This window comes from Thalassovita sp. (assembly GCF_965218685.1).
GTDB lineage: Bacteria > Pseudomonadota > Alphaproteobacteria > Rhodobacterales > Rhodobacteraceae > Thalassobius.
Genome location: NZ_OZ244657.1, coordinates 2,667,620 through 2,685,290, shown reverse-complemented (window position 1 = coordinate 2,685,290; position 17,671 = coordinate 2,667,620). Strand labels below are relative to the sequence as shown.

The window sequence follows — 17,671 nt, the reverse complement described above, 5'->3', positions numbered from 1 at the left end:
CCGGGCTGATGAGCTTTTGCCCGACGCAACGCCCGATCAGGACCGCAAGGTCAATCGGCAGCTGGCAGGGATTGAATGCTGAAGTATGGGGCAGCGCACATGAAAATCGAAAGAAAATTTACCAAGGCCGGGCAGGACGCTTACGACGATCTGGATTTTATCACCACCGTGTCGGAAATCCGCAATCCGGACGGGTCCATCGTTTTCCGTCTGGACGAGGTCGAGGTGCCGCAAAGCTGGAGCCAGGTGGCTTCGGATGTGATTGCGCAGAAATACTTTCGCAAGGCTGGTGTTCCGGCCAAATTGAAGAAGGTCAAGGAAAAGGGTGTGCCCGAGTTCCTGTGGCGCTCGGTTCCCGCGACCAAAACCACCGAAAAAACCGGCGAGACCAGCGCCAAGCAGGTATTCGATCGTCTGGCGGGCGCCTGGGCCTATTGGGGCTGGAAGGGCGGCTATTTTTCGACCGAGGAAGACGCGCGCGCCTATTATGATGAAATGCGGTTCATGCTGGCCACGCAGAAGGCCGCGCCGAACTCGCCCCAGTGGTTCAACACCGGCCTGCATTGGGCCTATGGCATCGATGGTCCCAGCCAGGGTCATTACTACGTCGATCACGAAACCAAGACCCTTACCAAATCCTCCAGCGCTTACGAGCATCCGCAGCCGCACGCCTGTTTCATCCAGTCGGTTGCTGACGACCTGGTGGGCGATGGTGGCATCATGGACCTGTGGGTCCGCGAAGCGCGTCTGTTCAAATACGGCTCGGGCACGGGCACCAACTTCTCCAGCCTGCGTGCCGCGGACGAGCCGCTGTCGGGCGGTGGGAAATCCTCGGGTCTGATGGGGTTCCTGAAAATCGGCGACCGCGCTGCGGGCGCGATCAAATCGGGCGGTACCACCCGCCGCGCAGCCAAGATGGTGATCTGTGACGTCGATCACCCCGATATCGAAGAATTCGTGAACTGGAAGGTCAAGGAAGAGCAGAAGGTCGCCAGCATCGTTGCCGGGTCCAAAATGCACGAGGAACGCCTGAACGAGATTTTCGGAGCAATCCGTGAATGGGATGGCAGCACCGAGGACGCGGTGGACCCTGCCAAGAACGCCACACTGAAAACGGCGATCCGCAGTGCCCGCAAGGTGCAAATCCCTGAAACTTATGTGAAACGTGTGCTGGACTATGCCAAACAGGGCTATGACAGCATCGAATTCCCGACCTATGACACCGATTGGGATTCCGAGGCTTATGCATCGGTTTCGGGTCAGAACTCGAACAACTCGGTCCGTGTCACCGATGCCTTCCTGAAGGCAGTGAAGGACGACAGTGATTGGGAACTGCTGCGCCGCACCGATGGCGCGGTTGCCAAGACCGTCAAAGCGCGTGACCTGTGGGAAGATATCGGCCACGCCGCTTGGGCCTGCGCCGATCCGGGCATTCAGTTCCACGATACCGTCAACGCCTGGCACACATGCCCCGAAGATGGTGCGATCCGCGGATCCAACCCGTGCTCGGAATACATGTTCCTGGACGATACCGCTTGTAACCTGGCCTCGATGAACCTGCTGACCTTCCTGAAGGACGGAGAGTTCCAGGCCGAGGATTACATGCACGCCACCCGCCTGTGGACCGTAACGCTGGAAATCAGCGTGATGATGGCGCAGTTCCCCTCCAAGGAAATCGCGCAGCTGTCCTATGACTTCCGCACCTTGGGTCTGGGCTATGCCAACATCGGCGGTCTGCTGATGAACATGGGCTTCAGCTATGACAGTGACGAGGGCAGGGCGCTTGGTGCTTCGCTGACCGCGATCATGACCGGTGTCTCCTATGCCACCAGCGCCGAAATGGCCGGAGAGCTGGGCCCGTTCGACGGCTATGCCCGCAACAAGGACCACATGCTGCGCGTCATTCGCAACCACCGCACCGCCGCCTATGGCGCGGCCGAGGGGTACGATGGGCTGGACGTTAAGCCCGTCCCGCTGGACCTGTCCAACGTGCCTGATCAGCGTCTGGCCGAGCTGGCCATGACCGCCTGGGACGAGGCGCTGAAACTGGGCGAGCAGAACGGGTTCCGCAACGCTCAGGTCAGTGTGATTGCCCCCACCGGCACCATCGGTCTGGTTATGGATTGCGACACCACCGGGATCGAGCCTGATTTCGCGCTGGTGAAGTTCAAGAAACTGGCCGGGGGTGGCTATTTCAAGATCATCAACCGCTCGGTTCCCGCCGCGCTGGAGAAGCTGGGTTATTCCAGCGCCCAGATCGAGGAAATCGTCAGCTACGCAGTGGGGCACGGCACCATCGGCAACGCGCCGGGGATCAACCACTCCACCCTGATGCAGCACGGGTTCACTGAAAACGAGCTGAACAAGGTCGAAGAGGCCCTGGGCAGCGCCTTTGACATCCGTTTCGTGTTCAACCAGTGGACCCTGGGCGCGGAGTTCTGCCAGAACGTGCTGAAAATCTCGGCCGAGCAGCTGAACGACCCGACCTTCGACGTGCTGCGGCACCTTGGATACTCCAGGTCCGACATCGAGGCCGCGAATGACCACGTTTGTGGCACCATGACGCTGGAAGGCGCGCCGCATCTGGACGAAAAGCACTACGCGATCTTCGATTGCGCCAATCCCTGCGGCAAGAAAGGTAAACGCTTCTTGTCGGTGAACAGCCACATCGACATGATGGCGGCGGCGCAGTCGTTCATCTCGGGGGCGATCTCCAAGACGATCAACATGCCCAACGATGCCACGATCGAGGATTGTCAGGCTGCCTATGAACGGTCTTGGCAGATGGGCATCAAGGCGAACGCCTTGTACCGCGATGGCTCGAAGCTGTCGCAGCCTTTGGCCGCCGCGCTGATCGAGGATGACGACGAGGCCGCCGAGATTCTGGAAAGCGGCTCGACCCAGGAAAAAGCCGCCGTTCTGGCCGAGAAAATCGTCGAAAAGGTTGTGGTCAAGGAAATGGTCCGCAGCCACCGCGAAAAGATGCCCGAGCGCCGCAAAGGCTATACCCAGAAGGCCGTCGTTGGCGGGCACAAAGTGTATCTGCGCACCGGCGAATACGAGGACGGTAGCCTTGGCGAGATCTTCATCGACATGCACAAAGAGGGCGCTGGCTTCCGTGCGATGATGAACAACTTCGCCATCGCGGTGTCAGTGGGCCTGCAATATGGCGTGCCGCTGGAAGAGTTCGTGGATGCCTTCACCTTCACGAAATTCGAACCTGCGGGCATCGTGCAGGGCAACGACTCGATCAAGAATGCCACGTCGATCCTGGATTATATCTTCCGCGAACTGGCCGTGTCCTATCTGGATCGCACGGACCTGGCCCATGTGAAGCCGCAGGGCGCATCGTTTGACGATCTGGGCCGCGGGGTCGAGGAAGGTGTTTCAAACGTCGAGGAAATCAGCGAAACCGCAGCCAACCGCAGCCTTGAAGTGCTGAAACAGATCAGCTCGACCGGCTATCTGCGCAAGCGTCTGCCGCAAGAACTGGTGGTTCTGCAGGGCGGTCAGTCCGTTGGCGGCATGGCGTTTGGAGGTTCGAATCCCGAGGCTGCCTTGCAGGCGCTGGTGCCTGAAACCATGGGCACGGTTGTCGAGACTGCAGCGCTGTCCACAACGACCGCCGTCAGCACCGGGGCCGTCTCCATGGACGCGCGGGCCAAGGCCAAGATGCAGGGCTATGAAGGCGAGGCCTGTGGCGATTGCGGAAACTACACTTTGGTGCGCAACGGCACCTGTATGAAATGCAACACCTGCGGGGCGACCTCGGGATGTAGCTAAACAGTCACGGGGCGGATGCGTCTGCCCCGAACGACGCTCAGGCCGCAGGCAAAAACACCGAGCGGTAACAATGATTGAGCTTGAGCGGCGAAACTGGCCCCCTGAATTCAGGGGGCCTTTTCTTTAGGATTTGGTGCGGGCGGCCAGGATCCAGATTGCCATCAGTCCGAACGAGAAGATCGCATTCCAGCTGGCCATGGAAACGCCGAACAGATCCCATGCGACCTGGTCACACAGCACCAGTTTGGGGCCCGTCATGTCCAGCAGGTTGCCCGCATCCAGCCCTCCGGTGCCGGTGCAACTGCTGGGGCCTTCCCACCAATCACGCTCGACCCCGGTGTGATAGACGCCAATTGCGCCGGTCGTGCCGGCGGCCAAGGCGCCCAGCCAAGCCAGCAGCCGGGTTGGTGCGGTTATTAGCGCAATGATCCCGATCGCAATTGCGGCGCCATGCGGCCAGCGCTGCCAAAGGCACATCGCGCAGGGGGCAAAGCCCAGGAACTGGAACACGAAAGCCCCGCCCAGCAGGCCCGCAGACCCAGCAGATGCCAATGAAATCAGTGTATTACGGTTGAGTGTCATAGGTATTTCACCACGTAGAAGCCACCCAGTAGGATGAGCACGAAAAGGGTGAACATCAAGCCCAATCGACGCTCGATGAAATCACGAATGGGTGCGCCGAATTTCCACAACAGGGCGGCGACGATAAAGAACCGCAGCCCGCGCGCGATGATCGAGGTCACCACGAATGTCACAAGCGGCAGCCCGGTCCAGCCGGACATGATGGTGATGACCTTGAAGGGGAAGGGGGTAATGCCCGCAATCAGCACCGGCCAGAAGCCGAAATCGTTGAAACGAGTGTTGAACTCGGCCATTGCGTCGGCCTTGCCCATGGTTTCCAGGATCGGGCGGCCGATCAGGTCATAGAATTGGGCGCCGATCAGGTATCCAAGCAATCCGCCCGCGACAGACGAGATCAACGCAATCCCCGCGATCAGCCACGCGCGCGAAGGGCGGGCCAGGATCATCGGAATCATCAAAACGTCCGGCGGGATCGGAAAGACCGATGCCTCGATGAACGAGATAGCCGCCAGCAGCCAAAGGGCGCGCGGATGTTGGGCCAAGGACATGGTCCAATTGTACAGTCCCTTGATCATCGGGCGCTCCTGTCCGGTTTGCCCTGTTACGCCATGGCTGCAAGGCAAGGTCAACATGAGAATCTATGCGTTTTCAGTCTGGACGCGGGCGCAGCTGTTGGGTAGACGAAGGAAACGTGCCCAAGTGGCGGAATGGTAGACGCAGGGGATTCAAAATCCCCCGCCGCAAGGCGTGCCGGTTCGAGTCCGGCCTTGGGTACCACCTTGACCTTCAAGGCTTTCCGCATTTTTCGATTTGTTTGTTAAATTGCAGCGATGCTGATCTGATTAGGTCAGTCGCGGCTTGCGCACAACAATTCTCCGGTTGTCGGGTCAGTGCCTGGTATCAAAGAATCGACGGGCCGGGCGAGGCGTCATGAAAAAGCAAAAGGAAGCAAGCTCGATGCAGTGGGGAGGCAGGGCGATCCCCTATGATTCGGCGGGTTTGTTCTTGATTCAGTTTTGCCTGGATCTCCCGGATGATTACCAATGCTTGTAAATGGCGACGATTGGTTCCTGCTAAGCGACAGTCATGGCTGCGGATTGCCCAATTTGGGCGAAAATATGTCATGTTTTCGGCGGACCGCCCAAATGTGTCATTGTTTCTGAAATATCAACAAGTAACCAAGAATTTGCCTGCCATGGTTCATCCTATGGGGGAAATGCGCCGCATTTACTGACATTAATCCCCGGTTAACGCGAAATAGGTGTCAAATTCGCCTTTGATATTTTCCAAATTCACTGCAAATGCCCGATTAGATTTAGGCAAATTTGGTCAAAACAGGGCGATTTCTGGGAAATGCCGTCTTTTTTGAACACAATTGCATAGGGTATGTTTGACCAAAGCCCGACTGGGGGGCGAAGTCTGATGGCCGGGGGCGGCCACGCAAACCGATGCGCATCCAAGGCGATGCGAAGCTGCCAAATAGGCGCAAAACCATGACCGGGGGGGAATGGAGGCGCTGCAAAGGTAAGGCCCAAGCAGGACATTTTCTGCGATTGGGCCGGGTTGGCTTCGTGCATTTCTTGGACCGCGTGAACACAGAAGGGCTTTTGCCACACGTCTTGTCTGCATGGATTTCCCATGGACGTGTGCGCGGGTGAAAGAGGTAATAATGGCTGAGTTGTTTTTGGATTGGGGCGATCTGGGCCCGGTGAATTCTGCGGTTTCGCCAAGCACGAGCGTCGATACCGGTGGTGTGACGGTTGATATTACCTTTACGCCCGTGGACGAGGGCGCCGAAGCCTACGTCATGGACACCGACACTTATGTTGGCCCCGGCGAGGATTTCGATCCCAACTCGGTTCTGAAACTGCTGGGCCTGGGCGGCGAGGGCGGCACGGACCAGACCTCGGTCACCACTCTTGATTTCTCGTCCAGCAATGATGCCTATGGCGATGAAGTGCAGAACGTCAGCTTCCGTATTTCGGACATTGACGCGGGCACCGATCCCTACACCAACGCTGGCCAGTCCATGCTGGATGTGGTCACCGTACGCGCATATGACGCCGATGGTAACGCGATTGACGTGACCCTGACCCCGGGAAGCGGCGTAAGCACCACTGGCGACACCATGAGCGGCAGCGGCACCAGTTATGACGCCACCGATGGCGAGGCTTCGGTTCTGGTGGATATCGCCGGCCCCGTGTCGCGGATTGAAATCCTGTACGCCAACGAGGGCGATGGCGGTCAGCGCGTCTATGTCAGCGACGTGCATTTCGAGACCACCGATGATTGCGAGCCCGAGCCCGAGCGTGACGGCATCGTGATGGGTTCCGACGGCGACGACCTGATCGACACCTCGTATGACGGTGATCCAGATGGCGATTTTGTCGACAATGACGACAACATCTTCCCCGGCAACGATCCCGATGATGACATCATCATCGCATATGACGGCGATGACACCATTCTGGGGGGCGAGGGCGAAGACACCATCTATGGCGGTGACGGCAACGACGTGATCGAAGGCGGAGACAACCGCGATGTGATCTATGGCGACGACACTGTAACCGACCTGAGCGATCTGCCCGATCTTGGTTATCCGGGGCTGTACGGCTCGGACGCGGATCCGGACAACAACCGTGACTATATCGACGGTGGCGATGGCGGCGACGTGATCTTTGGTGGTGACGACGCGGACACCATTATGGGTGCTCGTGGATCTGACTTCATCGATGGCGGTATTGATGCCGACCTGATTGACGGCGGCAGCGGCCATGACACCATCATCGGTGGCGAGGGTTCGGACACCATCAATGCAGGTTCGGGCAATGACCTGATCTATGGTGGCCTGGACCCAAGTTTTCCTGACGCTGTGAACATTCCCGACAGCGTGGATCTGGTGCCTGACAACGGTCAGGATTTGATCCACGGTGAGACTGGCAATGACACCATCTATGGCGCCGATGACGATGACACGCTGTACGGCGACGCGGGCAACGACTATCTGGATGGCCAGATTGACGAGGACTCGCTGATTGGTGGCAACGGCGACGACACCCTGATCGGTGGCGACGGTGCTGACACCCTGATCGGTGGTGCGGGCGTCGACGCAATTGACGGTGGCGCAGATCGTGACGTGATCATCGGCATCAATCCGGGCGAGCATGTCTCGGGCGGGTCGGCCGGCGATGACTGGGACACTCTGTACCTGACCGGCGGCAATACCCGCATTGGCACCACGACCGTGGACAGCGATGGCAACGGCTTTGACGGCACCATCGAGTTCCTTGACGGCGACGGCAACGTGATCGACACCGCGACCTTCGAAAACATCGAAGAAATCGTGCCCTGTTTCACGCCGGGAACCGTGATTGCCACGCCTCAGGGCGCGCGTCTGGTGGAAGAGCTGAAAGAGGGTGATAAAATCATCACCCGCGACAACGGCATTCAGGAAATCCGCTGGGTCGGGGCCAAGCAGATGTCTGGCCTTGAGCTGGCGCGTAATCCGCACCTCAAGCCCGTGCTGATCAAGGCTGGCGCCTTGGGCAACGGTCTGCCGGAACGTGACATGATGGTCTCGCCGAACCACCGTATGCTGGTGAACAGCAGCAAATCCGCTTTGTATTTCGAAGAGCGCGAAGTGCTGGCCGCCGCCAAGCATCTGGTCGGTATGGATGGTATCCACAACGTGGACGTGATGGGCACCACCTACATCCACTTCATGTTCGACCGCCACGAGGTCGTTCTGTCGGATGGCGCCTGGACCGAAAGCTTCCAGCCCGGTGACTATACGCTGAACGGCATCGACGATGCGCAGCGCCAGGAGATCCTGGAACTGTTCCCCGAGCTGGCCACGCAGCAAGGTATCAGCGACTACAGCGCGGCGCGCCGCTCGCTGAAGGGCTATGAAGCCCGCCTGCTGATCAACGGCTGATCAAACACAGATTGCAGCGTCCACCCGGTACGGTCCGGGTGGATAATCCTGTGGGCGCGGGGCTGCGCCTAATGGGATCAGGACCCGTCTCTGCGATGCAGGGCGGGTTTTGGTCGTGGAAAAATGACGATCTTGGCGAAACAATCTGCCCAAATTCGCTTTATTTCACCTGAAAAGCCCCAATCGCGCCCCATTCTTGCCGGGAAACCAATGTGTAACCAAGCCTGAGTTAATGTCCCCGGCGCAGGCTGGGGCCTATACACAAGGCAGAGAGCGATGCACACGCGCCACCAATTCAAACCGTCCAAATTGGGCTGGATCCGTTGTTGTTTGCCCCTGCCAGGAGGCCAGAGCAATGAGTGAGACTTTTCTAATTCACGGCATCGATGTGGTGTCTGACCCCTCGATCAGCACCCTTTCGGGCGCTGGAAATGACGGAGCGGGGCAAATCACCCTTACGGGCGGCACTCAGATCTTCGACGATAACCAGATCGTCGTGGTCGAGATGGAGAACATCGACATCAACGGCGAAGTCTCGGGCAGCAGCCAGATCATCGGCCTGACCGTTTATGACAGCGAGGCTGACTATCTGGCTGGTAATGCCTTGTACGAATACACCCCGATGAACGCGGGGCAGTTTGCGTCGGTTCAGGATGATCTTTCCGGTGTGGGGGACACTTACCTGCGGTTCAACGCGAATGTGCTGGTCTCGGCGGATGCTGGCGCGCCTGTGCTTAGCTCTTTGCTGCTGGCGCCCGGAACGGATGCCAACGACAATATCGGCAGCCTGACGATAGATCGTGATACGGATGTGGACTACGACGCAGATGGCTCGATTGGCGCGGGCACCATCGAAGAGGGAAACACCTATTTCAACATCAACTATCCCGAAGAGGCCTACGGCCCTGTTTCAGACGGGGTGGTCAGCGGCACCGACGGTGACGATTGGATATCCGAGTTCTACGTGGACGATCCTGAAGGCGATAGGATCGACGCTGGCGATGCGCCCGACGGATCGAACGATGATCACGTGCAGGCCGGATTGGGCAATGATACCGTTCTGGGCGGCGCCGGGGATGACCTGATCGAGGGCGGTGCCGGCGATGACCAGTTGGAAGGTGGCGATGACAATGACACGCTGATCGGCGGAGATGGCGCGGATTACCTGTACGGGAACACCGGCGACGACGTCGGCTTTGGCGGCGACGGAAATGACTCGTTCGAAGGCTATGACGGCAATGACTATGTCGATGGCGGCGCGGGCGACGACCGGCTGGAAGGCGACCGCGGCGATGACACCATCCTTGGCGGCGAAGGCAACGACTGGCTGCGCGGCAGCTTTGGAAATGACTATATGGAGGGAGGCACCGGTGCCGATTTCATCTGGTCTGGCTATAACGATGACACCATCGCCCTTGAAGATAACTTTGGCAACGACACCATCGAGATGGAAGATCAGGACGAGCTTACCGGCGACGTTCTGGACCTGAGCCGTATCACGGCTGACCTTGTGATTGACCTCAGCTCGGACGTGCAGGGGCGCGGCAGCCTGACCGATGGCACCTCGACCGCGATTTTTGAAGGGGTCGAGCATCTGATCCTGGGGGGCGGGACCAACACGATCCGTTTGGGCCATATCTCGGGCAATGACAGCGTGACGGGCTTTGATGTCCCTGTCGACAACGGCGATGGCACCTTTACCGGGCAGGACCTGCTGGACCTGACCAATATGCAGGACGCTGACGGCGGACAGGTGGATACCTCGGATATCACTGTGACCGAAGATGCCGACGGCAATGCGGTACTTCATTTCGGCAATGGCGAAACCCTGACGCTGGTGGGCGTTTCCGCGGGCGATGTTTCCAGCCCTGCGCAACTGGGTGCGATGGGCATCCCGATGGGCGCCAGCAATGGCACCGTTGATGGTACTGCGGGTGACGATCTGATCGACGGCGCATACACGGGTGACCCCGAGGGCGACATGATCGATGGCGGCGACGGTGCGGGCGGCTCGGATGCTGACTGGGTCGAGGCCGGTGCGGGCAATGACACAATCTTTGGCGGCGCCGAAGGGGATACGATCTTTGGCGGCGACGGCAATGACGTGATCGACGGCCAGGACGGTCCGGACCGCGTGTTCGGAGATGCGGGCGAGGACACGATCCACGTCGGTGTCAGTGATCAGGCGCAGGGCGGGGATGGAGACGATACCTTCTATGCCTCGGGCGCCGGTGGCGGCACCATGCATGTTGATGGCAGCGAGGGTGACGAGACCGTGGGCGATACGCTCAACATCACCGGACCGGCCACGATCGTCTATGACGCCGATCCCGAAAACGGTACCGTCTACTGGGATGACGGCACCACGCTGACCTTTGAAAACATTGAAAATATCAACTATGTGCCCTGTTTCACGCCCCGCTCTTTGATCAAGACGCTTAGGGGTGAGGTGCCTGCCGCGCATTTGCGTCAGGGCGATCGGGTGCTGACCCGCGACAACGGGTTCCAGCCTGTCAGCTGGATCGGGACGCGCACGTTGGATAACTCCGAGCTGGCCCGGAAGGCAAACCTGCGCCCGGTGCTTATTCGTCGTGGCGCCCTGGGCAATGGACAACCGGAACAGGACCTCTTGGTCTCGCCGCAGCACCGCATGTTGGTCTGCTCGTCAACGGCGGCGCTGTGGTTCGGCGAGGAAGAGGTCTTTGTTCCGGCCATTGCTTTGACCGTGATCGAGGGGGTCGACCAGGTTGATTTGCCCAGCGTGACCTATGTGCATTTCATGACCGAACGGCACCAGGTGGTAATGGGCGATGGCGCCTGGAGCGAAAGCTTCCAGCCGGGAGATCTGACCCTTGCGGGCATGGATATGGATCAGCGGGCCGAGCTTTTCGCGCTGTTCCCCGAGCTGGCCTCGAATACACCGTCCGAGATTTACCCGGCCGCACGCATCACGCTGGCCGCTCACGAGGCCCGGATTCTGACCCGGTAACTGTGGTTTAGTTCTTGGCGCGCCAGTTGGCCCAGGCCTCGGGTGTGTCCAGGTCCGTCAGCGCGTGCTGATCGGGCAGGGGAACCAGGTTCAACCGTTGGCGGTGACGTACCAGCACGGATTTAGCGCCCTCATCCCCGCGCAGGGTTTCCAGCTCGCGCAGCAGGTCTTGCGGGAAAATTACCGGATGGCCCGGCCGCCCGTCGGCGCTGGCGCCACGCGTGATCGCATCGGGGGTATGAGCCTGCCAGAGCGTTTGCAGGTCATTGGTCGTCAGTTCAGGCATGTCGGCTGGCAGGATCATCAACGCCTCGGTCCGGGCTGCGGACAGGACGCCGGTTCGGATCGACGCCCCCATACCCTCGGCCGCGTCCGGCACCCAAACGGGGCGCGCATCTGCGGGCAGGGCCTTGACGCGCGGATGGTCCGGACCGGGCAGGCAAACACGGACCTGCGCCCTGGTCTCCAACGCTCGTTGCGCCATCAAGGTCAGCAGGGGCACGCCCTGAACCTGTTCAAGCAGCTTGTCGCGATCGCCCATACGGGACGAGGATCCCGCAGCGAGAATCAAAATAGTTTTCATATTAGCAATACCTTACGCGGCAAAGTTATTGCGACCGGATTTTCAGCTTCGTGACGCGGTTTCCTTCGCGGCCACAGACTTCGAAGCGGAAACCGTGGAAGTTGAAGACCTGCCCGATCTCGGGGATCATCTGCGCCTCGTGGATAACCAGACCGGCGACGGTGTTGGCTTCCTCATCGGGCAGAGACCAGTCATTCGCGCGGTTCAGGTCGCGGATCGTCATGGCGCCATCGACCAGGAAATGCCCGTCCTTGGTTTTCAGAATCGAGTGATCGGCGTCGGGGTCGAACTCGTCAGTGATTTCACCAACGATCTCTTCAAGGATATCTTCCAGCGTGATCAGCCCTTCGAGGCTGCCATATTCATCCACCACCAGCGCAAAATGGGTCCGGCGGCGCAGGAATTGGCGCATCTGATCGTCCAGAGTGGTCGTGTCCGGCACGAAATAAGGGGGCATCGCGACGTCCTGAATGTCGAATTTGCGCAGCTCCATCAGCCCCGGGGCCTCGTCTTCGGTATCGCCAAACGTCAACTTGTGCATCGAGCGCAGCAGATCCTTGGCGTGCACGACGCCCACGATATTGTCAGGTTCACCTTTGAAGACAGGCAGTCGCGTGTGGTTGCTTTCCAGACATTGCGAGAGAATCTGATCGGGGGCATCGTCGGCGTTGATCATCTCGATCTGGCTGCGGTGAAGCATGATTTCCTCGACCGAGCGGTCCGACAGGTCCAGCGCACCCAGAATGCGGTCGCGGTCCTCTTTTTCGACCACACCTTCGGAATGGCCCAGATGCAGGGCGCCCGCGATTTCTTCGCGGACAGCCAGGATGTGGCTGTCGGGATCGGTCTGCACGCCAAATATCCGCAGAACCATACGCACGAAAAGACGTACCGCGCTGACGACAGGGGAAAACACCGTGATGACGACCTGAATAACTGGCGAAACCCCGGCGGCGGCGCGCTCGGCGTTGGTGATGGCATAGGTTTTGGGCAGCACCTCGGCGAAGATTAGCACCAGCAGGGTCATGACCAGCGTCGCCAGCGCCACGCCACTTTCACCAAAGACGCGGGTGAACAGGGCCGTCGCAAGCGAGGCCGCCAGGATATTCACCAGATTATTGCCCAGCAGGACCGAGCCGATCAGCCGCTCGTTATCCTCGGTGATGTCCAGCGCGCGTTGCGCCCCTCGCGAGCCCTTGTCGGCCTGGGCACGCAGCTTCCCGCGCGAGGCGGCCGTCAGGGCGGTTTCAGACCCGGAAAAGAAGCCTGAAAGCACCAGCAGCAACAGGATCGCTGCGGTGGTGATCCAAAAGGCAGCGTCCAGAACGGGCTCAACTAAGGTGGTGGTCTCCATCATGTTCCATCATCGGAGGTTTCGGCCAAGTTATGGGGTCCAAACGGTCTGCGTTCAAGGGGTTGCAGGCCCTAGCTGTCCCGTGCCAGTGGATGATGGGTCAACACCAGCTCTTTCAGGCGCTCGTCCAGCACATGCGTGTAAATCTCGGTGGTCGAGATGTCCGCGTGCCCCAGCAGCGTCTGAATCGCACGCAGATCGGCGCCATTGGCCAGCAGATGGGTCGCAAAGGCGTGACGCAGCGTGTGCGGGGTAACCTTGTCTGCGGGCACTCCGGCGGTGAAGGCCATGTCCTTGAGTAGCGCAAAGAAGCGGTGGCGCGTCAGATGGCCGGTCTTGCCCCGCCCCGGAAACAGGAATTTCGAGCGCTCAAGCCCCTTGTTCTTGGGCAGGTCTGCCTCGATCTCAAGTTCGGCCCGCCAATCCGATAGCGCAATCCGCGCCGAGCTGGACAGAGGCACCATGCGTTCCTTGCCGCCCTTGCCCAGCACCAGCAACATGCGCGGATCGCCTTGGGTGGCGGCAAGCGGCAGGGTCACCAGCTCGGTCACGCGCATCCCAGTAGCATAGAGAAGCTCCAACAGGCAGATGTTGCGCACGCGATCGGCATGGGATCGTCCGGTGTGGCGGGCGGCGTGCAGCAGGCGATCGACTTCGTCCTGGGACAGCACCTTGGGCAGTTTTTTCGATCGCCCCGGCCCGCGGATCTGAATGGCGGGATTGTCCGCGCGCCAGCCTTCCTCGAACGCAAAGCGAAACAGCTGCTTGATCGAGGACAACCGCCGCGCAACGGTGGCCTGAGACAGGCCCTGGGCGTCAGAGTGCACCAGATAGGATTCGACGTCTGCGCGGGTCAGGGTATCCAGGCTATGACCCTGATCCTCGGCCCAGTCGCAAAACCCCATCAGATCGCGCCCATAGGCCTGAAGCGTGTTTTCAGCCGACCCAAGCTCGGCCGATTGCGCCTCGAGGAAGGTGGATATCCAGCGATGCGCGTTCATTACGGCGCCCGTGTCAGCAACAGCGCCTGAAGCGCGGCTTGGCGGGCGGTGTCCTCAAGCCCCAGATGGCGAAAGGTGGCCAGCGCGGTCACCAGGTCCTTGGTCTCGCCATGCATGGCGTTTTCATAAAGACGCATCGCGTCAAGAATGGCCTCGCCCAGCCGGCCCTGCGTCAGTCGCATGGCTTGGTCATCGGGCAGATCAGGGGCGGCAAAGCCCTTGACGATTGCCTGTTCCATCGGCGAACGCGACAGGCGCGAAGCGGGGCGGCCCATCGCCAGTGTCTGCGCGAAATCAGGGTCGGGGCCTTGCGCGCTGCGCTCGTAGTCAGGCGACAGCAACGCGATGTCCCGCGCCAGTTCAGCCGCTGGGCCGGTCAGCGGCATTTGGCCAAGCTGTGCCCCAAAAAGCCGGGCAAAGGGCACCTCAAGCCGGGCGGCCTGCATCGCGCGCCAGGCATTGGGCAGTGCACGGGTGACGTCGCGGGGGTCGCGCTCGGCCAGGGCGCGATCCAGACGCTGAATGGCGTCGACACGGTCCCAGATCCCCCCCGACGCCGCGGGCTCGCGTTCAGAGTAGATCCCCAGCAGGCGGTTTTCCGGCAGGGCCGAGGTCTGCGCCAGACGCTCGGCGGCTTCGATCCGGGCCTTCCATCCGGTGATGTCGCGCAGATCGGCCACGGCAAAGGCGCGCGGCAGGGGCGCGGTGGGCAAGGGTTCGCCCAAGGCTTCCCACAGGCGGAACACAAGGGGGCTTGGCCGTACGGGCGGCAGCGGCAGGGGCTCTTCCTCGTATAGCTCGGGTTCAAGGAAGTGTTGAAGCAGCGCAGCTTCTTGGCTGGGCAGTGTTTGCAGTGCCAGCGCGGTGTTCAGCATCAAGGCAGCTGCGCGCCAATCGCCCCGGCGCGCGGTGCAAAAGATAAGCGCAGCCTGCGAGGGGGACAGTCCTGGTGTGCGCACCAGCTGGGTGCAGGCGGCCTCTTCGTCGCCGCTCAGAAGCGTGGCGTCGAACCAGCGTTTGAACAGAGGTTTCGAGCTTGGCCCCGCGCGCTGCACAAGCGCCTGGGCCGGTTCAACCGCGCCAAGCGCCAGAAGATGATCCAGCCGGGCCGCCACGAAATCACCGTCGGCCTCAAGGTTCATAGGCGGTTCGGCCTCGGCCAGAAGCAGGGTGTAAAACAGCGACTGCATCGCAGGCAGATCGGTCAACTTCTGCGCTTTCATCAGCGCGCGGATCTGCCCGGCATCACTGTGTTGCCAAAGCGACGCAGGAAGCCCCGTCACCGAACTGGGCAGCAGCCCCACGGAATCCGCCGATGCCTCGCCTAGTGGTGAGACATCCACAACCGGCAGGACAACACCCCCGGTGACCGGAGGATCACCCGCGCCGGGCAAGGGTTGAATCACTGGAACAGGATCGTTCAGCCAGTCGATGGCTGACAGCGGTGGCCCGGTCTGTGCGCTGGCGTCCAATCCCCAAAAGGACGCGCAGGCAAAGGCCACCAACCATCTAGCCTGCATCAAGAATCACCTGCTGGCGTATCTCGGACTGCTGTGGTGAGAAATCCGCGCCCAGGAACGGGCCGACATAGGCATAGCCCGCCAACCCGATCAGTCCCAAGAATATCAGGATGAACAGCCATTTAAGAAGTCGCCCCATTTGTCTGCCCGTTTTTTGATGTGTGCATTTTCCCTAACTTATAACTGGCCTTTTCCCCAAGATCACGTCATTCATCCGTGAACATTGAAAAACGGCGCGAGATAGCCGAAAAGGCCGCCCTATGAGCTGGAAACTGAAAAAAACCGTGGCGCTTGTCGGGATGATGGGCGCAGGAAAAACCGCTGTAGGCAAGGCACTGGCGGCCAAACTGGGCGTGGCTTTCCTCGATTCGGATGCCGAGATCGAAGCGGCCGCCAACATGACCGTCGCCGAGATTTTTGCCCGCGATGGCGAACCGTTCTTTCGCGAAAAAGAAAGCCAGGTCATCCAGCGTCTTCTGGAGACGGAAAGCTGCATCCTGTCCACGGGCGGGGGCGCCTATATGGCTCAGGGCAACCGGCAGATGATCTCGGACAAGGGCGTGGCCGTCTGGCTGAATGCCGATCTGGACCTGCTGTGGCAGCGCGTGCGGCACAAGGATACGCGTCCTTTGCTCAGGGCCCCGAATCCGTTGGGCGTTCTGACCGAGCTGTTCAACAAACGAGTGCCGATTTACGGGCTGGCCGATCTGCAAATTCACGTCAAACCAGGATGCTCGATTGACGAAACGGCCTTGATGGTGCTGGACGTCCTGCAAACGCGCCCGGATGTATTGGAGAAGGTAGAATGATGGAAACGGTGCATGTCGGCCTGGAGGGGCGCGAGTATGACATCCAGATCGGGCCCGGCTTACTTGCTCGCTCGGGCGAGCTGATTGCGCCGCTGCTGAAACGTCCGCGTGTGGCAGTTGTATCTGACGAAAACGTCGCTGCGCTGCACCTTGGTAACTTGAAAAGTGGCTTGCAAGCGGCTGGTATTGAAAGTGTTTCACTGATTTTGCCTGCGGGTGAAAGCACCAAGCAATGGCCCCAGTTTACCAAGACCGTGGAATGGCTTCTGGAACAGAAAGTCGAACGAAACGACGTGGTAATCGCCTTTGGTGGGGGCGTGATCGGCGATCTGGTGGGCTTTGCGGCGGCAGTTTTGCGCCGGGGCGTGCGTTTTGTTCAGATCCCTACCAGCCTTCTGGCTCAGGTTGACAGTTCTGTCGGCGGTAAAACCGGGATCAACGCGCCTCAGGGCAAGAACCTGATCGGAGCCTTTCACCAACCCTCGATGGTTTTGGCGGATACCGAGGTATTGGGCACCCTGACCGAACGGGATTTTCTGGCCGGCTACGGCGAGGTCGTGAAATATGGTCTTCTTGGGGATTTTGAATTTTTTCAATGGCTTGAAAAGAATGCTTCACGTGCTGCTGCGGGGGACATGGACGCGCGGATTTATGCGGTAAAACGCTCGGTCCAGATGAAGGCGGAGATTGTCGAGCGTGACGAGACCGAGCAAGGGGACCGTGCGCTTTTGAACCTGGGTCACACGTTCTGTCACGCGCTCGAGGCTGCGACGGGCTATTCCGAGCGGCTTCTGCATGGCGAGGGTGTGTCCATCGGATGCGCACTGGCATTCGAGGTTTCAGCGCGTTTGGGGCTGTGCCCACAAGAGGATCCCAGCCGCGTTCGCGCCCATCTTCGCGACATGAAGATGAAGGTCGATCTATCTGATATTGATGGTGAATTACCTTCGGCTGATGATCTGATTGCGCTGATGGGGCAGGACAAGAAAGTCGTGGATGGCAAGATCCGGTTCATCATGGCGCGCGGGATTGGCCAGGCGTTCGTGACACAGGATGTGGATCTGTCGATCGTTCGAAATGTGCTGACCGAGGCATTGGACGCGCGCTAAACTCTCT

The 17,671-nt window shown here is 59.9% G+C and carries 12 protein-coding genes and 1 tRNA gene; 6 read left to right on the top strand and 7 right to left on the bottom strand.

What is annotated here, in order from left to right:
* The first annotated feature begins 99 nt into the window (after positions 1–99).
* On the top strand, positions 100–3,783 hold the full coding sequence (locus ACOQOQ_RS13260; protein ID WP_420567460.1) for a vitamin B12-dependent ribonucleotide reductase: 3,684 nt from the start codon (positions 100–102) through the stop codon (positions 3,781–3,783).
* Between the two features lie 123 nt (positions 3,784–3,906).
* Here the strand turns inward: ACOQOQ_RS13260 and ACOQOQ_RS13255 are convergent, their stop codons facing one another.
* Positions 3,907–4,365, bottom strand: a complete 459-nt coding sequence (locus ACOQOQ_RS13255) for a disulfide bond formation protein B (protein ID WP_420567459.1) — start codon at positions 4,363–4,365, stop codon at positions 3,907–3,909.
* The gene (locus ACOQOQ_RS13250; RefSeq protein ID WP_420567458.1) at positions 4,362–4,940 is read right to left on the bottom strand and encodes a YqaA family protein; all 579 of its coding nucleotides are present in this window, start codon (positions 4,938–4,940) and stop codon (positions 4,362–4,364) included. Before ACOQOQ_RS13250 ends, ACOQOQ_RS13255 begins: the two co-directional genes overlap by 4 nt.
* A gap of 118 nt (positions 4,941–5,058) precedes the next feature.
* Between ACOQOQ_RS13250 and ACOQOQ_RS13245 the strand changes: the two genes are divergently transcribed.
* The 3 genes from ACOQOQ_RS13245 (at position 5,059) to ACOQOQ_RS13235 (ending at position 11,288) form a co-directional block, all read left to right on the top strand.
* Positions 5,059–5,142 (top strand) — tRNA-Leu (locus ACOQOQ_RS13245).
* 892 nt (positions 5,143–6,034) lie between these two features.
* A complete protein-coding gene (locus tag ACOQOQ_RS13240; RefSeq protein ID WP_420567457.1) occupies positions 6,035–8,299 on the top strand; it encodes a Hint domain-containing protein in 2,265 nt (754 codons plus the stop codon).
* 355 nt (positions 8,300–8,654) lie between these two features.
* Positions 8,655–11,288, top strand: coding sequence for a Hint domain-containing protein (locus ACOQOQ_RS13235; protein WP_420567456.1), 2,634 nt, complete (start codon positions 8,655–8,657; stop codon positions 11,286–11,288).
* Positions 11,289–11,295: 7 nt separating this feature from the next.
* Here ACOQOQ_RS13235 and ACOQOQ_RS13230 read toward each other — a convergent pair whose 3' ends face one another.
* The 5 genes from ACOQOQ_RS13230 to ACOQOQ_RS13210 all read right to left on the bottom strand — a co-directional run bounded on the left by ACOQOQ_RS13230 (position 11,296) and on the right by ACOQOQ_RS13210 (position 15,885).
* Positions 11,296–11,871 carry a nucleotidyltransferase family protein gene (locus ACOQOQ_RS13230; protein WP_420567455.1) on the bottom strand — a complete coding sequence of 192 codons (576 nt, stop codon included), beginning with the start codon at positions 11,869–11,871 and terminating at the stop codon, positions 11,296–11,298.
* Positions 11,872–11,896: 25 nt separating this feature from the next.
* Positions 11,897–13,228 carry an HlyC/CorC family transporter gene (locus ACOQOQ_RS13225; RefSeq protein WP_420567454.1) on the bottom strand — a complete coding sequence of 444 codons (1,332 nt, stop codon included), beginning with the start codon at positions 13,226–13,228 and terminating at the stop codon, positions 11,897–11,899.
* Positions 13,229–13,296: 68 nt separating this feature from the next.
* On the bottom strand, positions 13,297–14,226 hold the full coding sequence (locus ACOQOQ_RS13220; protein WP_420567453.1) for a site-specific tyrosine recombinase XerD: 930 nt from the start codon (positions 14,224–14,226) through the stop codon (positions 13,297–13,299).
* Positions 14,226–15,746, bottom strand: coding sequence for a hypothetical protein (locus ACOQOQ_RS13215; RefSeq protein WP_420567452.1), 1,521 nt, complete (start codon positions 15,744–15,746; stop codon positions 14,226–14,228). The genes ACOQOQ_RS13220 and ACOQOQ_RS13215 overlap by 1 nt, the downstream gene beginning before the upstream one ends.
* Positions 15,736–15,885 (bottom strand): hypothetical protein, encoded by a 150-nt coding sequence (locus ACOQOQ_RS13210; protein WP_420567451.1) that lies wholly within the window; start codon positions 15,883–15,885, stop codon positions 15,736–15,738. Before ACOQOQ_RS13210 ends, ACOQOQ_RS13215 begins: the two co-directional genes overlap by 11 nt.
* A gap of 121 nt (positions 15,886–16,006) precedes the next feature.
* On the opposite strand from ACOQOQ_RS13210, the gene ACOQOQ_RS13205 reads away from it, so the two are divergent.
* Together ACOQOQ_RS13205 and aroB are read left to right on the top strand one after the other, a co-directional pair.
* Positions 16,007–16,555, top strand: a complete 549-nt coding sequence (locus tag ACOQOQ_RS13205; RefSeq protein WP_420567450.1) for a shikimate kinase — start codon at positions 16,007–16,009, stop codon at positions 16,553–16,555.
* Positions 16,552–17,664: a 3-dehydroquinate synthase gene (gene aroB / locus ACOQOQ_RS13200; protein WP_420567449.1), complete on the top strand. Its 1,113-nt coding sequence runs from the start codon at positions 16,552–16,554 to the stop codon at positions 17,662–17,664. Before ACOQOQ_RS13205 ends, aroB begins: the two co-directional genes overlap by 4 nt.
* Positions 17,665–17,671: the final 7 nt, after the last annotated feature.

Coding starts and splice junctions, on each gene's coding strand:
- ACOQOQ_RS13225 (WP_420567454.1), bottom strand. CDS start 13,228: ATGATGGAGACCACCACCTTAGTTGAGCCCGTTCTGGACGCTGCCTTT.
- ACOQOQ_RS13250 (WP_420567458.1), bottom strand. CDS start 4,940: ATGATCAAGGGACTGTACAATTGGACCATGTCCTTGGCCCAACATCCG.
- ACOQOQ_RS13215 (WP_420567452.1), bottom strand. CDS start 15,746: ATGCAGGCTAGATGGTTGGTGGCCTTTGCCTGCGCGTCCTTTTGGGGA.
- ACOQOQ_RS13240 (WP_420567457.1), top strand. CDS start 6,035: ATGGCTGAGTTGTTTTTGGATTGGGGCGATCTGGGCCCGGTGAATTCT.
- ACOQOQ_RS13220 (WP_420567453.1), bottom strand. CDS start 14,226: ATGAACGCGCATCGCTGGATATCCACCTTCCTCGAGGCGCAATCGGCC.
- ACOQOQ_RS13230 (WP_420567455.1), bottom strand. CDS start 11,871: ATGAAAACTATTTTGATTCTCGCTGCGGGATCCTCGTCCCGTATGGGC.
- ACOQOQ_RS13210 (WP_420567451.1), bottom strand. CDS start 15,885: ATGGGGCGACTTCTTAAATGGCTGTTCATCCTGATATTCTTGGGACTG.
- ACOQOQ_RS13260 (WP_420567460.1), top strand. CDS start 100: ATGAAAATCGAAAGAAAATTTACCAAGGCCGGGCAGGACGCTTACGAC.
- ACOQOQ_RS13205 (WP_420567450.1), top strand. CDS start 16,007: ATGAGCTGGAAACTGAAAAAAACCGTGGCGCTTGTCGGGATGATGGGC.
- aroB (WP_420567449.1), top strand. CDS start 16,552: ATGATGGAAACGGTGCATGTCGGCCTGGAGGGGCGCGAGTATGACATC.
- ACOQOQ_RS13235 (WP_420567456.1), top strand. CDS start 8,655: ATGAGTGAGACTTTTCTAATTCACGGCATCGATGTGGTGTCTGACCCC.
- ACOQOQ_RS13255 (WP_420567459.1), bottom strand. CDS start 4,365: ATGACACTCAACCGTAATACACTGATTTCATTGGCATCTGCTGGGTCT.